The 18,213-nt window shown below is 69.2% G+C and carries 19 protein-coding genes and 2 pseudogenes; 12 read left to right on the top strand and 9 right to left on the bottom strand.

All coding sequences use genetic code 11. The features are described from left to right. Positions 1 to 414: 414 nt before the first annotated feature. Positions 415 to 843, bottom strand: a complete 429-nt coding sequence (locus BKY59_RS00170) for a CBS domain-containing protein (RefSeq protein WP_076068087.1) — start codon at positions 841 to 843, stop codon at positions 415 to 417. A gap of 120 nt (positions 844 to 963) precedes the next feature. On the opposite strand from BKY59_RS00170, the gene BKY59_RS00165 reads away from it, so the two are divergent. The 3 genes from BKY59_RS00165 to BKY59_RS00155 are packed head-to-tail and all read left to right on the top strand — an operon-like array spanning position 964 to position 2,005. Then, the gene (locus BKY59_RS00165) at positions 964 to 1,251 is read left to right on the top strand and encodes a hypothetical protein (protein ID WP_076068081.1); all 288 of its coding nucleotides are present in this window, start codon (positions 964 to 966) and stop codon (positions 1,249 to 1,251) included. A gap of 50 nt (positions 1,252 to 1,301) precedes the next feature. Further along, positions 1,302 to 1,685, top strand: a complete 384-nt coding sequence (locus BKY59_RS00160; RefSeq protein ID WP_076068086.1) for an acyl-CoA thioesterase — start codon at positions 1,302 to 1,304, stop codon at positions 1,683 to 1,685. Beyond that, the gene (locus tag BKY59_RS00155; RefSeq protein WP_240499889.1) at positions 1,682 to 2,005 is read left to right on the top strand and encodes a DMT family transporter; all 324 of its coding nucleotides are present in this window, start codon (positions 1,682 to 1,684) and stop codon (positions 2,003 to 2,005) included. Before BKY59_RS00160 ends, BKY59_RS00155 begins: the two co-directional genes overlap by 4 nt. Positions 2,006 to 2,076: 71 nt before the next feature. Here BKY59_RS00155 and ppa read toward each other — a convergent pair whose 3' ends face one another. Then, the gene (gene ppa / locus BKY59_RS00150; RefSeq protein ID WP_076068080.1) at positions 2,077 to 2,664 is read right to left on the bottom strand and encodes an inorganic diphosphatase; all 588 of its coding nucleotides are present in this window, start codon (positions 2,662 to 2,664) and stop codon (positions 2,077 to 2,079) included. Positions 2,665 to 2,842: 178 nt separating this feature from the next. Here ppa and hisS point away from each other — a divergent pair, with 178 nt between their 5' ends. The 4 genes and pseudogenes from hisS to BKY59_RS17950 all read left to right on the top strand — a co-directional run bounded on the left by hisS (position 2,843) and on the right by BKY59_RS17950 (position 7,964). Next, a complete protein-coding gene (gene hisS / locus BKY59_RS00145; RefSeq protein ID WP_076068079.1) occupies positions 2,843 to 4,096 on the top strand; it encodes a histidine--tRNA ligase in 1,254 nt (417 codons plus the stop codon). A gap of 164 nt (positions 4,097 to 4,260) precedes the next feature. Continuing rightward, complete coding sequence (gene prfA / locus BKY59_RS00140; protein WP_076068078.1) at positions 4,261 to 5,334, top strand: peptide chain release factor 1; 1,074 nt, start codon at positions 4,261 to 4,263, stop codon at positions 5,332 to 5,334. Between the two features lie 181 nt (positions 5,335 to 5,515). Then, a pseudogene (prmC, locus tag BKY59_RS00135) lies at positions 5,516 to 6,352 on the top strand (peptide chain release factor N(5)-glutamine methyltransferase); the annotation flags it as partial. A gap of 268 nt (positions 6,353 to 6,620) precedes the next feature. Beyond that, complete coding sequence (locus BKY59_RS17950; RefSeq protein ID WP_076068077.1) at positions 6,621 to 7,964, top strand: DUF4167 domain-containing protein; 1,344 nt, start codon at positions 6,621 to 6,623, stop codon at positions 7,962 to 7,964. Between the two features lie 517 nt (positions 7,965 to 8,481). Here BKY59_RS17950 and BKY59_RS00125 read toward each other — a convergent pair. Both BKY59_RS00125 and ispG read right to left on the bottom strand, forming a co-directional pair. After that, the gene (locus tag BKY59_RS00125) at positions 8,482 to 8,964 is read right to left on the bottom strand and encodes a GNAT family N-acetyltransferase (protein WP_076068084.1); all 483 of its coding nucleotides are present in this window, start codon (positions 8,962 to 8,964) and stop codon (positions 8,482 to 8,484) included. A gap of 40 nt (positions 8,965 to 9,004) precedes the next feature. Continuing rightward, on the bottom strand, positions 9,005 to 10,162 hold the full coding sequence (gene ispG / locus BKY59_RS00120; RefSeq protein ID WP_076068076.1) for a flavodoxin-dependent (E)-4-hydroxy-3-methylbut-2-enyl-diphosphate synthase: 1,158 nt from the start codon (positions 10,160 to 10,162) through the stop codon (positions 9,005 to 9,007). A gap of 204 nt (positions 10,163 to 10,366) precedes the next feature. On the opposite strand from ispG, the gene BKY59_RS00115 reads away from it, so the two are divergent. Beyond that, positions 10,367 to 11,296 (top strand): isoaspartyl peptidase/L-asparaginase family protein, encoded by a 930-nt coding sequence (locus BKY59_RS00115; RefSeq protein ID WP_076068075.1) that lies wholly within the window; start codon positions 10,367 to 10,369, stop codon positions 11,294 to 11,296. A 37-nt stretch (positions 11,297 to 11,333) separates the two neighbouring features. On the opposite strand, the gene BKY59_RS00110 is transcribed toward BKY59_RS00115, so the two are convergent. After that, a complete protein-coding gene (locus BKY59_RS00110; protein WP_076068074.1) occupies positions 11,334 to 11,693 on the bottom strand; it encodes a hypothetical protein in 360 nt (119 codons plus the stop codon). Positions 11,694 to 11,816: 123 nt separating this feature from the next. On the opposite strand from BKY59_RS00110, the pseudogene BKY59_RS17945 reads away from it, so the two are divergent. The 4 genes and pseudogenes from BKY59_RS17945 to BKY59_RS00095 form a co-directional block, all read left to right on the top strand. Next, positions 11,817 to 12,384: pseudogene (locus BKY59_RS17945) on the top strand (calcium:cation antiporter); the annotation flags it as partial. A gap of 143 nt (positions 12,385 to 12,527) precedes the next feature. Beyond that, positions 12,528 to 13,010 (top strand): calcium:cation antiporter, encoded by a 483-nt coding sequence (locus tag BKY59_RS17940; protein ID WP_240499890.1) that lies wholly within the window; start codon positions 12,528 to 12,530, stop codon positions 13,008 to 13,010. A 43-nt stretch (positions 13,011 to 13,053) separates the two neighbouring features. Then, positions 13,054 to 13,968: a S1/P1 nuclease gene (locus BKY59_RS00100; RefSeq protein ID WP_076068072.1), complete on the top strand. Its 915-nt coding sequence runs from the start codon at positions 13,054 to 13,056 to the stop codon at positions 13,966 to 13,968. Between the two features lies 1 nt (position 13,969). Further along, positions 13,970 to 14,422, top strand: a complete 453-nt coding sequence (locus BKY59_RS00095; protein WP_076068071.1) for a hypothetical protein — start codon at positions 13,970 to 13,972, stop codon at positions 14,420 to 14,422. Between the two features lie 170 nt (positions 14,423 to 14,592). On the opposite strand, the gene BKY59_RS00090 is transcribed toward BKY59_RS00095, so the two are convergent. The 4 genes from BKY59_RS00090 to BKY59_RS17155 form a co-directional block, all read right to left on the bottom strand. Then, the gene (locus tag BKY59_RS00090) at positions 14,593 to 14,835 is read right to left on the bottom strand and encodes a hypothetical protein (RefSeq protein ID WP_129586129.1); all 243 of its coding nucleotides are present in this window, start codon (positions 14,833 to 14,835) and stop codon (positions 14,593 to 14,595) included. Between the two features lie 533 nt (positions 14,836 to 15,368). After that, positions 15,369 to 15,914 carry a peptidoglycan-associated lipoprotein Pal gene (pal, locus tag BKY59_RS00085; protein WP_076068070.1) on the bottom strand — a complete coding sequence of 182 codons (546 nt, stop codon included), beginning with the start codon at positions 15,912 to 15,914 and terminating at the stop codon, positions 15,369 to 15,371. A 61-nt stretch (positions 15,915 to 15,975) separates the two neighbouring features. Continuing rightward, positions 15,976 to 17,340: a Tol-Pal system beta propeller repeat protein TolB gene (gene tolB, locus BKY59_RS00080; RefSeq protein ID WP_076068082.1), complete on the bottom strand. Its 1,365-nt coding sequence runs from the start codon at positions 17,338 to 17,340 to the stop codon at positions 15,976 to 15,978. Positions 17,341 to 17,348: 8 nt separating this feature from the next. Beyond that, a partial coding sequence (locus BKY59_RS17155) for a cell envelope biogenesis protein TolA (RefSeq protein WP_206361988.1) occupies positions 17,349 to 18,213 on the bottom strand: 865 nt, incomplete at its 5' end.

Raw genomic sequence — 18,213 nt, 5'->3', positions numbered from 1 at the left:
ACAAGAGATCCTCTAGGCCGACCAACGACAGGGGTCAATCCAGAAATTGCAGTTTTGTGGCAAATGATCCAGGAAGTGGCCTCAGAAGCGGGATTTAGGGATTTGGGACACCCGCCAGACGACAAGACTAAACCACCCGAAGCGAGCCTCAACCAGCGAATCGCGCATGACCCGATTCGGACGCGCCCGCTGCCAACACTCCCACACGCAAAAGCGTAGTGATAATGGATCCTGACCTCCGTCAGCATGACAGGGGCGAGGGGGGCGCCAGACCACCCAGGTAGCGCTTCTGCCGCTGCTAACGACGGCTCCGTCCTTCCACAGTTCCCCGGCAAACGCCGGGACTAGGTGAAACGGTCGCGCCAGGCCCCCGGCATCCGCCGGGGTAGCGATGGGGATAGTGAGAAACTCCTCTTACCCAGCGCTGATATAGTCGCGCAGTGCGGCGGCTTCCGATTCGATGCCGTCGATGCGGTGCTTCACCAGGTCGCCGATCGAGACGAACCCGACCATGCGGTCGTCGTCCAGCACCGGCAAATGGCGGATCCTGCGGCGGGTCATCAGCGACAGGGCGGCCAGCACCGGCATGTCGCCCGTGACACTGATCGCGGGCGCCGTCATCACCGAACCCGCGGTCCGTTCGATCACCGCCGCGCCCTCCGCGGCCAGGCAGTAGACCAGGTCGCGTTCCGACAGCACGCCGACGACGCGGTCCCCGTCCAGCACCGGCACCGCGCCGATCCGCCGGTCCGCCAGCAGCGCCACCACGTCGCGCACCGCCGTATCGACCCCCACCGAAATGACGGCATCTTGCCGTCCCCGCATGATTCTCGCGATCGTCATCCGTCCGCCCTCCTCTGCCCGATGCGGCATCTGACGTGCCGACGGGTTGATGATGCGCCCGGTCAACGGATAAGGCCAGCCTGCACGCATCCGTGCCAGCATCTGTCGGAGACCCGCCTCATGGACGAACGTCGCAACCGGCTGGCGGACCCGGACTATGCCGCCTTCGCCTGGGGCCGCTACCGGCGGTTGATGCGCTGGATGCTGCTGGCCGCCGCGGTCGCGATATGTGCGGCGTTGCTGTACCTGAAACTTGCCGGCGCGCCGTTCACCGTGTCGCTGGTCATCTCGACCATCGCCGGGGTGGGTGGCGTCGTCCTGCTCGGGGCCGCGCTGATGGGGCTGGTCTTTCTGAGTTCCGGCAGCGGTCACGACACCGACGCTTCCACCCACGAGGACGAATCATGACCGACACCCTGCCCGCCGATACCCTGCCCGCCAGCCCTTTGTCTGCCGATATGCCCAGCGCCCCCGGCGCGCGCGAACCCGTGCTGCGCGTCGTCCCGCGCCCGGGCGACATCAACGCGAACGGCCACATCTTCGGCGGCTGGGTGCTGAGCCAGATGGACATCGCCGCCGGCATCGTCGCGGGCCGCATGGCCGACGGCGCGGTCGCCACGGTCGCGATCGAGGCGATGGCGTTCCTCCAGCCGATCCTGCTGCTCGACGTCATCTCGGTCTACGCACATGTCGAACGGCGCGGCCGCACGTCGATGTCGATCCGGATCGAGGTCGTCGCCAGCCGCGACCGCGGGCGGCGCGAGGTGAAGGTCACCGAAGGCGTCTTCACCTTCGTCGCGCTGGACGAGAATCACCGCCCCCGTCCGTTGCCGGCCGAATGATGGCCTGGGGACTGCTGCTGCTCGGCGGGCTGGCGGAGATCGGCTTCACCACCTGCCTGCGGTTCGTCGACGGGTTCCGCAACGTACCGTGGACGCTCGGTTTCCTCGTGGCAGTCGCGCTGTCGATGACGCTGCTGCATCTCGCCGCCCGCACCATCCCGATGGGCACCGCCTACGCCGTATGGACCAGCATCGGCGCGCTCGGCACCGTCGCGATCGGCATGATCTGGTTCGGGGAGGCGGTCACGCCGCTGCGGATCGCGCTCGTGCTGGGCGTGGTGCTCTGCATCGCCGGGCTGAAGCTGACCTCCGGCGGGTGACGCTACGCCCGCGATCACCCTGCCCTGCGTCGGAGACGATCAGGGCAGGGTAAAATCGGTCGTGCCGGATACTATTCCTTGATGGGCCGATCGCCCTGGAGTTGCGACCCGGGGTTCTCGCCCTTGGCCTTGGCTTCCTTGGCCGCCTCGATCGCCTCGACGATGATCCGCTTGGCCTCGGCCGTGTCGCCCCACTGGCCGACACGGACCCACTTCTTCTTCTCCAAGTCCTTGTAATGCGTGAAGAAGTGCTCGATCTGCTGCATCACGATCTCGGGCATGTCCGAGCTTTCGGTGATCTTGCTGTAGTAGGGGAACGTCGCGTCCACCGGCACGGTCAGCAGCTTCTCGTCGCCGCCGGCCTCGTCCTCCAGCTTCAGCACCGCGATCGGCCGCACGCGCACGACCGAGCCGGGGATGAACGGCGAACGGGCCACCACCAGCGCGTCGAGCGGATCGCCGTCGGGCGACAGCGTGTGGGGCACGAAGCCATAATTGGCCGGATAGCGCATCGGCGTGTGCAGGATGCGGTCGACGAACAGCGCGCCCGACTTCTTGTCGAACTCGTACTTCACCGGCTCGCCGCCGACGGGCACCTCGATGATGACGTTGAGGCTGTGCGGCGGATCGTCGCCGATCGGGATATATTCGATGTTCATGGGCGCAGGGAGTATCGCGACCCCCGCCCTTGCTCAAGCACCATCTTACTGACTTTTGCACCAGTCATCTGGTATCAAGAACGGATTGTAGGAAACGCACCCGTCATGGGCTTGCCAACCATGCGCGCCGCACAAATGGTTCCCCGTCCCCGCGATCCGTTCTAGGACGCCTGCGACCATGACCAAAATCGCCACTCCCCGCCCGATCCGCGGCACCCAGGACATGCTGGGCGAGACCGCCGACCGTTTCCACCACGTCGTCGATGCGTTCGACCGGGTCCGTCGGCTCTACGGCTTCCGCCGGGTCGAGATCCCCGTATTCGAATCGACCGCGGTGTTCGCGCGATCGCTCGGCGAGACGACCGACGTCGTGTCGAAGGAGATGTATTCGTTCGACGATCGCGGCGGCGAATCGCTGACGCTGCGTCCCGAATTCACCGCCGGCCTCTGCCGCGCCTATCTGACCGAGGGGTGGCAGCAGCATGCCCCGCTCAAGGCCGCCGTCCACGGCCCGGTGTTCCGCTACGAACGCCCGCAAAAGGGCCGCTTTCGCCAGTTCCACCAGCTCGACGCCGAGATCATCGGCGCGGCCGAACCCGCCGCCGACGTCGAACTGCTGGCGTTCGCCGACCAGCTGCTGCGCGAACTGAAGATCGCCGACGGCGTCACGCTGCAACTCAACACGCTGGGCGATGCCGCCACGCGCGACGCCTGGCGGACGGCACTGGTCGCGCATTTCGAGGCGCATCGCGGCGACCTGTCGGAGGACAGCCTCGTCCGGCTCGCAAAGAACCCGATGCGCATCCTCGACAGCAAGGACCCGCGCGACCGCCCGATCGCCGAGGCCGCCCCCGGCATCGACGATTTCATGTCGGCCGAAGCGGGGACCTTCTTCGAGGCCGTCACCCGCGGGCTGGAGGCGTCCGGCGTCGCCTGGACCCGCAACGCCCGCCTGGTGCGCGGACTCGACTATTACCGCCACACCGCGTTCGAATTCGTGACCGACCGGCTGGGCGCGCAGGGCACCGTGCTGGCCGGCGGCCGCTATGACGGCCTGATCGAAACGCTCGGCGGCCCGCACACCCCCGCGGTCGGCTGGGCCGCCGGGATCGAGCGGCTGGGTATGCTGATCGATCCACCTGCAAACGAAACGGCTGCAGTCGCGATCATTCCGGACGGCGCGTCCGATGCCGAGGCGCAGACGGTCGTGGCCGCGCTGCGCCATGCCGGGATCGCCGCTACCCTCGCCTATGCGGGGAAGCCCAAGCGCCGGATGGAAATCGCAACAAAGGCGGGCGCGGAATATGCGCTCTACCTGCGCGGCAGCGACACGCCCGAACCGCTCAACCTCGTCCATATGGCAAAGGACCGCGCCAAGGCCGACGCGATGCTGCCTGTCATCCGCGCCGCCCTGCCCGGCGCCTACGCCTGATGCCTGCCGCGCGCACGACACAAGTCCGTACCCCTGCCTGTTCCCCCGGCGCCGGCCGGGGCCCGGGCGCAACCGCTTCACTATAGGCCCGGCCTCCGCCGCGGAACAACATCGTTGCACTAGACGTCCAACCCGCAAGACAGACCACCGGAACCCCGCGCTAAATGACCACCATCACCCCCGACCGCATCCGCCAGATCGAGGCGCGCCGCGACGAGCTGTCCGCGATGATGACCAAGGCGGACCTGCCGGCCGAACAGTTCGTCCAGCTGTCCAAGGACTATGCCGAGATCGAACCCGTGGCGCAGGCGGCCGGCGAGGTCCGCCGCCTGCGCCAGGAGGCCGCGAGCCTGGCCGAGATGACGCGCGATGCCGACGACGAGATCCGCGCGATCGCATCGGAAGAACTTCTGGAGATCGAGGCCGCGCTCCCGCCCGCCGAACGCGCGCTGGCGCTCAGCCTGCTGCCGCGCGACGCCGCCGACGAACGCTCCGCCATCCTCGAAATCCGCGCCGGCACCGGGGGCGACGAGGCCGCACTGTTCGCGGGCGACCTGTTCCGCATGTACCAGCGTCATGCCGAGGATCGCGGCTGGCGCGTCGAACTGATGTCCGCGTCCGCCGCGGACATGGGCGGATACAAGGAGGTCGTGGCGTCGGTCACCGGTGCCGGCGTGTTCGCCCGGCTGAAATTCGAATCGGGCGTCCACCGCGTCCAGCGCGTGCCCGTCACCGAATCCGGCGGCCGCATCCACACCTCCGCCGCGACCGTCGCGGTGCTGCCCGAGGCCGAGGAGGTCGACGTCCAGATCGACGAGAAGGACCTGCGGATCGACGTCTACCGCTCGTCCGGCCCCGGCGGCCAGTCGGTCAACACCACCGACAGCGCGGTCCGCATCACCCATCTGCCTTCGGGGCTCGTCGTCATCCAGCAGGACGAGAAATCGCAGCACAAGAACAAGGCCAAGGCGCTCCGCGTCCTGCGCTCGCGCCTCTACGACCTCGAACGCGAAAAGGTCGACAGCGCCCGCGCCGGCGCCCGCCGCTCGATGGTGGGCTCGGGCGACCGTTCCGAACGGATTCGCACCTACAACTACCCGCAGGGGCGCGTTACCGACCACCGCATCAACCTCACCCTCCACCGCCTTCCCGAAATCCTCGAAGGCCATATGGACGAACTGATTGGCGCGCTGATCGCCGAGGACGAAGCTGCAAGGCTCGCCGCGCTCGATGGGTGAGCAACAGACGCCTTCTAGCCCTCTCCCCAACGGGGAGAGGGTTGGGAGAGGGGGGGCCACAAGCGAAGGTCCGGAAGGTCTCTCTAGCCCTCCCCCCCACGGGTGGGGGGCTGCGGTTGGCGGCGACCGCTTCACCAAGAACAGCCCCCCACCCCAGCCCTCCCCCCGCGGGGGGGAGGGAGTCCGCGCAACCCTCGCCAGCGCAACCGCCCTCCTTACCCAAAGCAGCACCCCCCGCCTCGACGCCGAACTCCTCATGGCCCACGCGCTCGGCACCACCCGCGACCAGCTCCTCCTCACCCTTCTCGACGCCCGGGAAACCCCGGAAATCTTCCCGCCCCTCCTCGCGCGTCGCTTGCGCGGCGAACCGATCGCCTACATCACCGGCACGCGCGGCTTCTGGAGTATCGACCTCGCCGTCGCCCCCGGCGTCCTCATCCCCCGCCCCGACAGCGAGACGCTGATCGAGGCCGCCCTCGACCATTTCGGCCCGCAAGGCCCGCGCAATATCCTCGATCTCGGCACCGGCTCCGGCGCGCTCCTGTTCGCCGCGCTCACCGAGTGGCCGCATGCCACCGGCACCGGCATCGACGCCAGCCCCGTGGCCCTCGCCCAGGCGCAGGCGAATGCCGTCCGCCTTGGCCTCGCCCCGCGCGCCCGGATCGTCGCGGGCGGCTGGCACGGCACCGGCGAGGCGTATGACCTGATCCTCTGCAACCCACCCTATATCGGCACCGCCGAACCGCTGGCGCGTGACGTGATCGACCATGAACCGCATACCGCGCTGTTCGCCGGGCCGGACGGGCTGAACGACTACCGCGCCATCGCCCCGCTGCTCGCGCGCCAGATCGCCCCCGGCGGCATGGCCGCGATCGAGATCGGCGCGACCCAGGCAGCCGCCGTCATGGCCCTGTTCGCCGCGCAGGGCCTGGTCGGCGCCGTCCGCCGCGACCTTGCCGGCCGTGACCGCTGCATCGTCGTCGCCCCCGACCGTGCCGATCCGCCGCGATGCCCGTAATTTCGGTAATTCCGCTTGGTTTTGGCTGCGGACCGGCTTACAGGCCGTTTGGGGATCAGGTTCCAGCGGCGGATGACGCCCGGACATGGTCGCCGCCACCCCCGATCTGCACCGTCGCCTCCTTCGGCCACGCGGACAGGCAAAGGGCCGAAGCGTTTGGCGATCGATGGATCGCGCCGCCGCTCCGGACGGTGCCGACACACTCCACGGGATGGTCCCGGCATGACGAAGTGGTGAGAAACATCCCACGTACGACGAGGACAGCGACTTGATCAACAATCGCCAGAACGGCCGCCGTGGCCGTGGCCGTAACGGTGTGCGTCCCCAGGGTGGCGGCGGGGGCGGCGGTACCGGCCGTCCGGAACAGGGCAACCGGATCGACAACCGCGCCCGCGGCAACGCCGCGCAGCTGCTCGAAAAATACAAGGCGCTGGCCCGCGATGCGCAGATGGCCAGCGACCGTGTCATGACCGAATATTATCTCCAGTTCGCGGACCATTATTTCCGCGTCCTGGCCGATACCCGCGCCCGCATGGACGAACAGCGCCGCCCGCAGGGCGAGCCGCAAGGCGCCAACAGCTACCAGGACGATGACTACGCCGACGATGGCGAAGGCGACATCACCGACAGCTTCGACGATCCCCGCCCGGACCAGCAGCCGCGCTACCAGGATCGCGGCGCGGACCGGCAGGACCGCGGCCGCAACGATGGCCAGGGCAACTATGGCGGCCAGCGCGCCGACCGTAACGGCAACGGCAACGGTCAGGACAATCAGCGCCAGGACCGTCAGCAGAACGGCGACGGCCAGAATCAGGGGCAAGGATATCAGGGCAATGGCGCGCAGGACCGCGCCCCGCGCCAGGATCGCCAGCAGGCCGACAATGGTCAGGGCCAGGGCCAGGGTTACCAGGGTTATCAGGGTAACGGTCAGGACCGCGGCCCGCGGCAGGACCGCCCGCGTCGCGACGGTCAGTCCGACATGTCGCGCGACGGCCAGCGTGATGGGCAGCGTGATGGCCCCCGCGACCAGCAGCGCGCCGATCGTCCGGACCGCGCGCCCCGCGCCCGCGACGACGGTCAGGAACGCGGCAACGAAGGCCAGACCTATCGCACGATCCGGGCCGATGCGCCCGCCGATCGCGACATGTCCGACCGTGCGCCCGATCGCGGGCCGGTCGCGTCCCCGCTGACCCAGGCCGCGCCCGCCCCGGCCCCGGCCGCGCAGGCGGACGATGTCCGCGAGGCGCCCCGCCGCCTTCGCACCCGCCGCCCGGTGGCCGACATGCCGCCGGTCGACAGCCCGCCCGCGCAGCCGGAAGCCGTTGCCCCAGCAGCAGAACCCGAGCAGCCGATCGCGGCCGAGGTCGTCGAAGCCCCCCGTCGCGGCCGTCCCCGCACCGTGCGCCCGGCGGCCCCCGTCGAGGCAGACGAGCAGCTCGACCGGCTCGCGCTGCCGCCGGCCTTCCTCTCCACCCCCGCGGCCGAACCGGCGCGCGCCGAGCCCGCCCGCCCCGAACCGGGCACCGCGGACGCCGCCCCGGCCGAGGAAAAACCCCGCCGCCGCCGCCGCCCCCGCGCCGAGGCGGACGACGCAGGCGACGTCGCCGCCTGATCGCCACAACCGAAAGGGCCGGTGCATCCCGCGATGCACCGGCCCTTTTTCTTTGAGTATTGCGAAAAAGACCGCCCATTCGGAGCGCAGTCGAGAAACCGACCGCTCCCCCGGGCAACGCTCACGGAAAGTACCGGATATGCGCACCGCCGTCGCTTGAAACGGACTCGCATTGGTCTGGTCCGGCCAGACTTCCTCACGCTCCGAAACAGCGACCCTGCACGACCACCCGAACACGCCGTTCCATCAGACCGTACCGGCCGCGTCGCAAGTCCTGCCACCACGACCGTCATCCTGACGGACGTCAGGATCCATTATCACGACAAAACCGGCCTGACGGCCGCCGACCCGTAACCCGCTTCCGGCCCCACATCCAAAGCGAGAACAGTAACGCCAGCCCAATCCCCCGACCCGTTTGGTTCGAGCCTGTCGAGAACCCTGCACAGCGCGCTGGACAAGCCCGAACCAAACCGATCGAGGCCCACCTAAACACGCCCCAAAGTCACCCAACCGCGAACTACTCCGCCAGCCGCGCCAGCGCCGCACCCTCGATCCGCCACGGTTGCCACCCGGTCGATGGCCGCGCGCCGATCGCCGTGTAGAAACCCGCCGCTTCCATGTTCCAGTCCAGCACCGCCCAGTCGATCCGCGCGCAATCCCGCAACCCGGCCTCGATCGCCAGCGCCCGCAGCAATGCCCGCCCCGCCCCGGTCCCGCGCGCCGCCTCCGCCACGAACAGGTCTTCCAGATACAGGCTCGGCCGCCCCGTCCATGTCGAATAGGTCTGGAACCACAGGGCGACGCCCACCACCGCGCCGTCGAGCACCGCGACATGCGCGAACACCTGGGGCGCCGCCCCGAACAGCGTTTCGTGCAGCGACGCCGCCGTCGCCTGCACCGCATCCGGCTCGCGCTCATAGACGGCCAGTGCCACGATCAGCGCCAGCACGGCCTCCACGTCCCCCGGCTCCACCCGCCGGATCCTGGGTCCGTCCCGCATGTCGTCATCCTTCATCGATAGCGCTGCCGGACGGCCGGCGTCACTCCGCCGCGTGCACCACGCCGCCCGCCTCGGCCGCGGCGATTGCTTCCAGGGCCGCTTCCGCCGCCTCGATCTCGGCGGCCTTGGCCTCCACCAGCCGGACGATATGGTCGACCATGCCCTCGTCCTGCACCGTGTGGTCGGTGATGCCTGACAGGTACACCATATGCTTGCCCGCCCCGCCGCCGGTCAGCCCGATGTCGGTCTCGCGCGCCTCGCCCGGGCCGTTCACGACGCAGCCCAGCACCGACAGCGACAGCGGCGTCGCGATATGGCTCAGCCGCGCCTCCAGCGCCTCGACCGTGCGGATCACGTCGAACCCCTGCCGCGCGCAGGACGGGCAGGACACCACCCGCACGCCGCGCGTCCGGATGCCCAGCGCCTTCAATATCTCGTAGCCGACCCGCACTTCCTCCTCGGGCTCGGCCGACAGCGAGACGCGGATCGTATCGCCGATCCCGAACCACAGCAGTGATCCCATCCCGATGGACGACTTCACCGTCCCGCCGATCAGCCCGCCGGCCTCGGTGATGCCCAGATGCAGCGGGCAATCGACCCGTTCGGCCAGCTGCTGATAGGCCGCCACCGCGAGGAACAGGTCGGATGCCTTCACCGCGACCTTGTATTCGTGGAAATCATGGTCCTGCAGCAGCTTGATATGATCCATCGCGGACTCGACCAGCGCGTCCGGGCACGGTTCGCCATATTTTTCCAGCAGATCGCGTTCCAGACTGCCGCCGTTCACGCCGATCCGGATCGAACAGCCGTTCGCCTTGGCCGCGCGCACCACTTCTGCCACGCGCGCCGACGACCCGATATTGCCCGGGTTGATCCGCAGGCACGCCGCGCCCGCATCCGCCGCCTCCAGCGCGCGTTTGTAGTGGAAGTGGATGTCCGCCACGATCGGCACCTTGGCGGCGCGCACGATCTGCTTCAGCGCCACCGCCGATTCCACGTCGGGCACCGACACCCGCACGATATCGACGCCCACCTCCTCGCACCGCCGGATCTGGTCCACGGTCGCACGCACGTCGGTGGTCGGCGTGTTGGTCATGGTCTGCACCGACACGGGCGCATCGCCCCCCACGGGGACCTTCCCCACCATGATCTGGCGGGACGGACGACGGACGATATCGCGCCACGGGCGAAGGGACATGGGTTTTCCCGGATGGTTGGTACCGGCCCCATATAAGGCAAAACACGGCCGAAAGCCAAAGAAAGCCCCCTTTCTTCCAGGGAGGGGTTGGGGTGGCGCTGACTCCGTCATCGCCGCGAGGCTGAATTCGTGGTGGCGTTGCCCCCACCCCAACCCCTCCCCTAAAGGAGAGGGGCTGAGAAGAACCAACCGGAGCCCACCCCCATGACCACCACCCCCCGCTGGACCCTGGTCCTCCACGGCGGCTCCGGCTCGATGACGCGCGAGACCCTGTCGGCCGAGGCGGACGCCGCCGGCCGCGCCGGCCTTCACGCCGCGCTGGCCGCGGGCAGCCGCATTCTCGCCTCCGCCGGAACCGCGCTCCACGCGGTCGAGGCCGCGATCCGCGTGCTGGAGGACGATCCCGCCTTCAACGCCGGGCGCGGGTCGGTCTTCACCGCCGACGGCGTCATCGAATGCGACGCCGCGATCATGGACGGGCGTGATCGCAACGCCGGCGCCGCCGCCGGGCTGACTGCCACCAGGAACCCGGTCAGCCTGGCCCGCGCGGTCATGGAACGCAGCCCGCACGTCCTGCTCGCCGGGACCGGAGCCGACGCCTTCTCGCGCGAACAAGGCCTGGAACAGGCCGACCCGGACTGGTTCGCCACCCCCGAACGGCGTCGCCAGCTGGACGAGATGCTGGCCAACCCCGACGCCGCGTTCGACATCGGCATGAAATACGGCACCGTCGGCGCAGTCGCGGTGGACGCCGCGGGCCATGTCGCCGCCGCCACCTCCACCGGCGGGCTGACCGCGAAGAAGTGGGGCCGGATCGGCGATTCGCCGCTGATCGGGGCGGGCACCTATGCCGACGACCGGGCCGCCGCCGTGTCCTGCACCGGGGCGGGGGAATATTTCATCCGCCTGGGGGTCGCGGCCGAAATCGCCGCGCGCGTCCGGCTGTCGGGGCGATCGATCGAGGATGCGGCCGACCGCGCAATCGACGAACTGGGCGAATATGGCGGCAAGGGCGGCGTGATCGTCGTCGCGCCCGACGGGTCCGGCGGCTGGGCGTTCAACACCCCCGGCATGTACCGCGCGATCGCCACGCACGAAACGTCGGCCGAAGTCGCGATCTACGGCGACGAATGACCCCGGTCGCCTGCGCGTAGCCTACGTCCAGCCGCGCTCAGGCGAACAGCCACGCCTCCGCCTCCGCCCGCGTCACGAACACGGCGGCATCGTCGCGGATGCTGATGATCCGGTTGGTCTGCATCCGGGTCAGCGATCCCTGCCGGATGATCGCGAGCCGCCGCGCCTTGTGGGATGCGTTGGCGATCAGGTGCTGGAACGCGGCCACCACGTCCTGCGACTGGATCATGCAGTTTGCGGTATCGACCAGCAGCAGGAACTCGCCCGACCCAAGGCCCATCGATTCCGCCGCGGCGCGCTCGTCCTGCGCGAATTTCGCAACGTCCGCCGGCTCCAGGAATCCTTCCATATGCGCGAGCACCAGCTTGCGCGATGGATCGGTCGTCACCTCGATCATGGCTGTCTCCCCCAACCGTCCGACTGCACGGCGTACCCTGAACCGCGAAATCCTTCTTTTCCGTAAACCGGGGGCGGCGGCGGACGGTCGACCTGCATCGCGCACGTGGCTAAGATCGCGGCCATGACGCTTTCCACATTCCGCCTGCCCGTCGCATGGGCGACGGTCGCCGCGGTGCTGCTGGCGCCGGCCATCGTGCCGGCGGCACTGCCACCGCTGGCCGTCGCCGCACTCTTCGCCTGGCTGCTCGGCATCATCTTCTGGTCCGCCTTCGGCGTGGTGCACGAGGCGGAGGAACTGGCCGAGGCGCTCGGCGAGCCGTTCGGTACGCTCATCCTGACGCTGTCGATCGTCATCATCGAAGTCGCGCTGATCGCCGCGGTCATGCTGGGCGCCAAGGACGTGCCGACGCTCGGCCGCGACACGATGTTCGCGGTGCTGATGATCGTGCTCAACGGCGTCGTCGGCGTGGGGCTGATCGTCGGCGGCCTCCGCCATCACCAGCAAAGCTACAATCTGCAGGGGGCCAGCGCCTATCTGGCCATCACCATCCCGCTCGCGATGATTGCGCTGGTGCTCCCCAACTTCACGACCACCACGGTGCGCGGTACATTGTCGCCGGTCCAGTCCGGGCTGTTCTCGCTGGTCACGATCGCGCTCTACGGCGTGTTCCTGTGGCTTCAGACCGGCCNCTCGCTGGTCACGATCGCGCTCTACGGCGTGTTCCTGTGGCTTCAGACCGGCCGCCACCGCAGCTTCTTCCGCCCGGTCCCCGCCGGCGCCGGCGCCGGCGCGCCGCCGCCGGCCGAAGGGGCGGACGCGCCGGCCACGCCGATGCCGCACAGCGCGGCCACGACGGCGAAGTCCACTACCGGCCGCCACGTCGTCCTGCTGATCGCCAGCATCCTGCCGATCGTCATCCTGTCGAAAAGCCTGGCGACGCTGCTCGATGCCGGCATCGCGGCGCTCGGCGCGCCGGCCGCGCTTAGCGGCGTCGTGATCGCCATGATCGTCTTCACGCCCGAAGCCATCTCGGCCCTGCGCGCGGTCCATGCCAACCAGCTCACCCGCGCGATCAACCTCTGCCTGGGGGGGGCGGCTTCCACGCTCGGCCTTACCGTGCCGGCAGTGCTGCTGATCGGCGTGCTGACCGGGCAGACGATCGTGCTGGGCCTGTCGTCGGCCAACATGGTGCTGCTCGCGATCACGCTGGTGCTGTCGACGCTCACCTTTTCCGGCACGCGCACGACGATCCTGGAAGGGACCGTCCACCTGTCGCTGTTCGCGGTGTTCCTCATCCTGGTATTCGCCCCCTGAACCCTCGCTCGCTTTCGTCACATGACACGCGTAGCGGAAAGCCATGATTCGCCCTTTCCACATCCGCATCGCCGCGCCCTTGCTGGCCTTTGTCGCGCTCTTCACCGCCGGCCCCGCCGCGGCCTGGTGGGAATATGGCCACCAGACCATCGCCACGATCGCGATGGCGGAGGTCAGCCCCAGGACGCGCGCCGCGATCCGTCGGTTGATCGCGCAGTCGCCGCAGCTGCGCACCCCGACCTGCCCGATCCGCACGATCGAGGACGCCAGTGTCTGGGCCGATTGCGTCAAGCCGCTCGGCGATCGCTACAGCTACGCCTACAGCTGGCACTATCAGAACGTCGACATCTGCAAGCCGTTCGACATCAAGACCCCCTGCGCCGACGGCAACTGCGTTTCCGCGCAGATCGAACGCGCCGCGCGGATGCTGCGCGACACTGCGCTGCCGACGGTCGACCGGATCGAGGCGCTCGCCTTCCTCGTCCATTTCGTGGGCGATCTGCACCAGCCGCTCCACGCCGGCGACCGGTCCGACCGCGGCGGCAACGATCAGCCCGCGAACTACGGCATCATGGCCGGCCGGCGGAACCTGCACACCGTGTGGGACGGGTTGCTCGCCGATCGCGCCATCTCCACCCCGCCGGGCGGTCCCATCGGCATCCTGTCCGAAATCCCGGTCGGCGACCGTGCCGCGGAAGCCGCCGGCAGCGTGGCCGACTGGTCGCGCGAGAATTGGCAGGTCGCGCACAGCGCCTATGCCGATCTGCTCGGCGGCGACGGCTGCGGCCCGCAACCCGCGACCCGCCCCACCCTGTCGGCCGACGCCATCGCGCGCGAAATCCCGGTAGCCCGGCGTCAGGTGGCCCGCGGCGGCCTGCGTCTGGCGAAACTGCTCGACGAGGCGCTGGGCGGCGCCACGCCCGATCCGTCGCGCGTCCCCCGCCCACGGCGCGGCTGACATGCGCTATTTCCTTGATACCGAATTCAACGGTTTCGGCGGCGAACTGTTGAGCGTCGGGCTGGCCGCCGAACATGGCGACGACGACTATTATGTCGTGTTGCCGCTGCCGGACCGGATCGCGGAGTGGGTCGCGCGCCACGTCGTTCCCTATCTGCGCAGCGTGCCGCCGCTGCTCCTGACCGAACTGGACCGCATCGCCGCCGCGCACGATATCGCCACCTATCTCCGCGCGGACCGCGACCCTGTCATCGTCGCCGACTGGCCGGAGGATATCGCGCTGTTGTGCCGCTTGCTGATGACGGCCGAAACCGACGTCGTCGACCTGCCCGGGCTCCGTTTCGAATATCTCCGCACGCCCGGCTTCTCGACCGCCCGCAACAGCAAGGTCCCGCACAACGCCCTCCACGACGCCCGCGCCCTCCGCGACTTCGTGCTGGGGAGTGAGCGGTAGGGGGCGACTGCGGCTGTGCTAGGCGTCCGGCCCGACCGCGCGTCCTGCCCACCCCTCTCGTCATCCCGGACTTGATCCGGGATCCAGGCCACAAGCGCTGACCTTCGAAGGGTGCACCAAGAAGCTGGATCCCGGATCAAGTCCGGAATGACGTAGGAAAGCGCGGAGGATCAAGAGTCCCAGCGCCAGCGCCATGGCCCACCCTCAGTGTGTCGCGAGGCGAGAACCATCATCACCCCCAATATGCCGACAAAGGCCCCAGCCCCGACCGCACCGTGCACCCAGTGCCGCACCGCAAACAGCGCCCCGATGCCCGCGACCAGCAAGGCCCAGCCCTGCCACGCCACCGGCATTCCCGCGCCATAGCCGAACCGCTTCGCCCGAAACCAGACCCGCCTGCCCGCATCCGCCACGACGACCTCCTCTTGCCCTGCGACCGGAATAAACCCGCGACGGATCGCCCACAATGCGGATCGAGCGCGATGCGGGGCCGAACCTGGAAGACCGCGCGTGACACGACGCCTACCGCGACGCGCAAGAATGACGCAAAGTTCGCGCCCATCCCATCTCGTCATCCCGGACCTGATCCGGGATCCAGGGCCTCTAGCGCAGCATTTGATATCTATGGATCCCGGATGAAGTCCGGGATGGCGGTGGAGATTGGCGAACGGCACCAACCACCCGTCCCGAGCGAACTTGCAGGCAGGAAAAGCCCGCCCCTAACAGGATCAGCGGCAGCATCACCCACCCCCTGATCCCGAGCATGGATCGGTACCGCGATACCGATCCCGCCGCGCAGGCCTATCACCTTCACCGCCGCGTTCGCTTTGCACCCCGTCAGCAGCGCAGGTCCCCCGGATCGCCAGCGTGCCGATCAGCGCCGGGACCGGTTACACCGAACGCGACCCCGCGCGCTGTTCCGCCGGGTCAGCGAACATCGGTGGGATCACATTGAACCCGCGCCCACCGGCACAACCGTCACCGCGCGGCGGTTCTGCGCATAGGCGCTCTCGTCCGAACCGGTCGCTGCCGGCCGTTCCTTGCCATAGCTGATGACCGAGATCCGGCTGGCGTCGACGCCGTTCGATGCCAGGAAGTTCTTCGCCGAATTGGCGCGGCGATCACCCAGCGCCAGATTATATTCACGCGTGCCGCGCTCGTCGCAATGCCCTTCCACCGTCACGCGCACGGTCGGGTTGCGCTGCAACCACTGCGCCTGGCGCAGCAGGATGGCCTGCGCTTCGCTGTCGACATCCGAACTGTCGGTGACGAACAGGACCGTGTCCGTGCCCGCCTGTGCCACGAAATCGGCGCGGCTGCCCGGCACCGCGGCACCGCCGATCACGCCACCGGTCGGCGCGTTGTTCGTCCCGTCGTCGATCATGCCCGATCCGGCGGGGGCCGGCGGCAGGACCGCGGGCTTCTTCTTCGCGCAACCCGCGACCGCGACCAGCATGGTGCCCGCGAGGGCCAGTTTCGTCAGATGGTGCATGTTCGGTCTCCCTTGAACATTCGCGGCCCCGCTTCGGCCGCGGAACAGTCTAGCGGATACGTCAGGGCAGCAACGGCCCCCAAGCCGGATCGGACCCGTCGAGCGGCGTCGGCACGGGGCGCAGATTCTTGCCGGTCAGGTCGACCGACCACAGATCCGCCTTGCCGCTGCCCTGCCCCGTCCGGAAGAACAGGATGACGCGGCCATTGGGGGACCAGCTCGGTCCCTCGTCCTGCCACGCGCTCGTCAGGATCGTCTCGTTGCCGCCGCCGGGGCTCATCGTGCCGATCCGGAACCCGCCGCCGATCTTGGTGAACGCGATCAGGTCGCCGCGCGGGCTCCACACGGGCGTGCCGTACCGCCCGCCGCCGAAACTGATCCGGTTCTGGCCCGATCCGTCGGCGCCCATGACATAGAGCTGCTGCCCGCCCGATCGGTCGCTCTCGAACACGATGCGGCTGCCGTCCGGCGAATAGCTTGCGCCCGTATCGATCCCCGGCGACGTCGTCAGCCGCTGCGGCGTGCCGCCGGACGCCGCCACGCGGTAGATGTCGGTATTGCCGTTCACCGACATCGAAAACACGATGTAGCGCCCGTCGGGCGAGAAACGCGGCGCGAACGTCATGTTCGGCTGGTCCACCACCAGCCGCTGCCGCCCGCTGCCCACGTCGTAGACATAGATCCGCGGCCGGTCGTTCTCGAACGACATATAGGTGATCGTCTGCTGGTTCGGGGCAAACCGGGGCGTCAGCACGATCGACCGGCCGTTGGTCAGGAACCGGTGGTTCGCGCCGTCCTGATCCATCACCGCCAGCCGCTTCAGCCGCCGGGTCTTGGGACCTGTCTCGGACACATAGACGACGCGGCTGTCGAAATACGGCCCCTCGCCGCTCAGCCGCGTATAGACTTGGTCCGCGCATTTGTGCGCCGCGCGCCGCCACTGCGCGGGCGGCACGACGAAGCCCTGCCGCGTCAGTTCGGTCTGCGCGAACACGTCGTACAGGTAGCAGCCGACCGTCAGCGTCCCGTCGCCATTGGCCTGGACGAACCCCTGCACCAGCGCCTGCGCGCCCGTGCTGCCCCAGCCGGCGAAATCCGGCGCGGTCACCTGCGGAAACGACACCGGGCGCAGCGCGGACCCGACCAGCGGCGTGAACAGCCCGCTGTTGCGCAGGTCGTTGGTGATGATCTCCGACACCTGGCGGCCCAGCGATGCGGTGTCGCCCGCCGGCGTGCCGGCCGTCGCGGGCGTCGGCATGACCGGAATGGCGATCGGCATCGGCGCGGAAATGCCGCCTTCGATATCCACTTCCAGCGGTCCCGACGGCTGACCCGCCGCCGCGCCGGCGGGCGGCACCGGCGTCTGCGCCGCGCAGGGTGCCACGGCCGCCAGCAGCAGGATCGTCGTCAGGAACGTGCGCGTCATGTCCATCCTCATCCCGGCAACTTGTACCGTATCACGATATCGTTCCACCCCTGGCCGTTGCCGACCTCATACAATTCGGGCGGCAGTTTCAGCGGCGAACATTCGCGCGCGATGCCGATCGCCAGTTCGCCGACACGGGTGGCATAGCGGCCATTCTCGTCGTCCGTGCCCGTCTGGCCCAGCACGGCCGGCGCGGTGGCCAGCGTCCCGTCCTTGCGGAACTGCAACCGCATCCGCGTCACGATCCGGTTCGATCCCGGCCCGGGGCTCGACCGCCGGTTCGCGCAGGGCAGCAACTGCCGCTGGATCGCCCCCACCAGCCCCGCCATCTGCGACGCGCTCACCGTCGCGGCACGCGGAGCTTGCGTCTTGCTGTCGCTCTTCTCCGCGGTGATCCCCTTCAGGAAATCGTCACCCAGCGCGGCGCCCGCGGTCCGCTTGCCCGTCCCGGCGCCGGCCTTGGCCGTGGCATTGGCGTTGGTCGCCTTGCCCGCCGCCGGGCGGCCGGTACCGGTGGACGGCGCAGCCTTGGCCGGGGCAGCGCGCGACGGTGCGGCCTTTGCGGGCGCCGCCTTGGCCGGGGCCGCCTTGCTCGTTGTCGGCCGGGACGGCGCCGTGCGCGCCGGGGTCGGCCTGGCAGGGGTGGGCTTGGCACGCGTCGGTGCGGGCGTCGGTTTCACGACGGGCTTGGGCACTGGCCGCGGCACCGGCTTCGGCGCCGGGGTGGGCTTTGGCGCGGGCTTGGGCACGGGCTTTGGAACCGGCTTCGGCGTCGGCTTGGGTGTGGGTTTCGGCGTCGGGGCGGGCGCCGGGGGCGTCGGGCGCGGCTTGGGCGCGGGTGCGGGCTCCGGCTCGGGTGGCGGCGGCGTGGGG

The sequence above is a fragment of the Sphingomonas montana genome, from assembly GCF_001956315.1.
In the GTDB taxonomy this organism is placed as follows: Bacteria; Pseudomonadota; Alphaproteobacteria; order Sphingomonadales; family Sphingomonadaceae; genus Sphingomonas_R; species Sphingomonas_R montana.
Note: the sequence above shows the minus strand (reverse complement) of the source record. Positions and strands in the feature narration are given on the sequence as shown.

Bases quoted from the DNA above. Each gene is read 5' to 3' on its own strand.
- BKY59_RS00170 (WP_076068087.1), bottom strand. From the start codon at position 843: ATGACGATCGCGAGAATCATGCGGGGACGGCAAGATGCCGTCATTTCG.
- BKY59_RS00165 (WP_076068081.1), top strand. From the start codon at position 964: ATGGACGAACGTCGCAACCGGCTGGCGGACCCGGACTATGCCGCCTTC.
- BKY59_RS00160 (WP_076068086.1), top strand. From the start codon at position 1,302: ATGCCCAGCGCCCCCGGCGCGCGCGAACCCGTGCTGCGCGTCGTCCCG.
- BKY59_RS00155 (WP_240499889.1), top strand. From the start codon at position 1,682: ATGATGGCCTGGGGACTGCTGCTGCTCGGCGGGCTGGCGGAGATCGGC.
- ppa (WP_076068080.1), bottom strand. From the start codon at position 2,664: ATGAACATCGAATATATCCCGATCGGCGACGATCCGCCGCACAGCCTC.
- hisS (WP_076068079.1), top strand. From the start codon at position 2,843: ATGACCAAAATCGCCACTCCCCGCCCGATCCGCGGCACCCAGGACATG.
- prfA (WP_076068078.1), top strand. From the start codon at position 4,261: ATGACCACCATCACCCCCGACCGCATCCGCCAGATCGAGGCGCGCCGC.
- BKY59_RS00125 (WP_076068084.1), bottom strand. From the start codon at position 8,964: ATGCGGGACGGACCCAGGATCCGGCGGGTGGAGCCGGGGGACGTGGAG.
- ispG (WP_076068076.1), bottom strand. From the start codon at position 10,162: ATGTCCCTTCGCCCGTGGCGCGATATCGTCCGTCGTCCGTCCCGCCAG.
- BKY59_RS00115 (WP_076068075.1), top strand. From the start codon at position 10,367: ATGACCACCACCCCCCGCTGGACCCTGGTCCTCCACGGCGGCTCCGGC.
- BKY59_RS00110 (WP_076068074.1), bottom strand. From the start codon at position 11,693: ATGATCGAGGTGACGACCGATCCATCGCGCAAGCTGGTGCTCGCGCAT.
- BKY59_RS17940 (WP_240499890.1), top strand. From the start codon at position 12,528: ATGCCGCACAGCGCGGCCACGACGGCGAAGTCCACTACCGGCCGCCAC.
- BKY59_RS00100 (WP_076068072.1), top strand. From the start codon at position 13,054: ATGATTCGCCCTTTCCACATCCGCATCGCCGCGCCCTTGCTGGCCTTT.
- BKY59_RS00095 (WP_076068071.1), top strand. From the start codon at position 13,970: ATGCGCTATTTCCTTGATACCGAATTCAACGGTTTCGGCGGCGAACTG.
- pal (WP_076068070.1), bottom strand. From the start codon at position 15,914: ATGCACCATCTGACGAAACTGGCCCTCGCGGGCACCATGCTGGTCGCG.
- tolB (WP_076068082.1), bottom strand. From the start codon at position 17,340: ATGACGCGCACGTTCCTGACGACGATCCTGCTGCTGGCGGCCGTGGCA.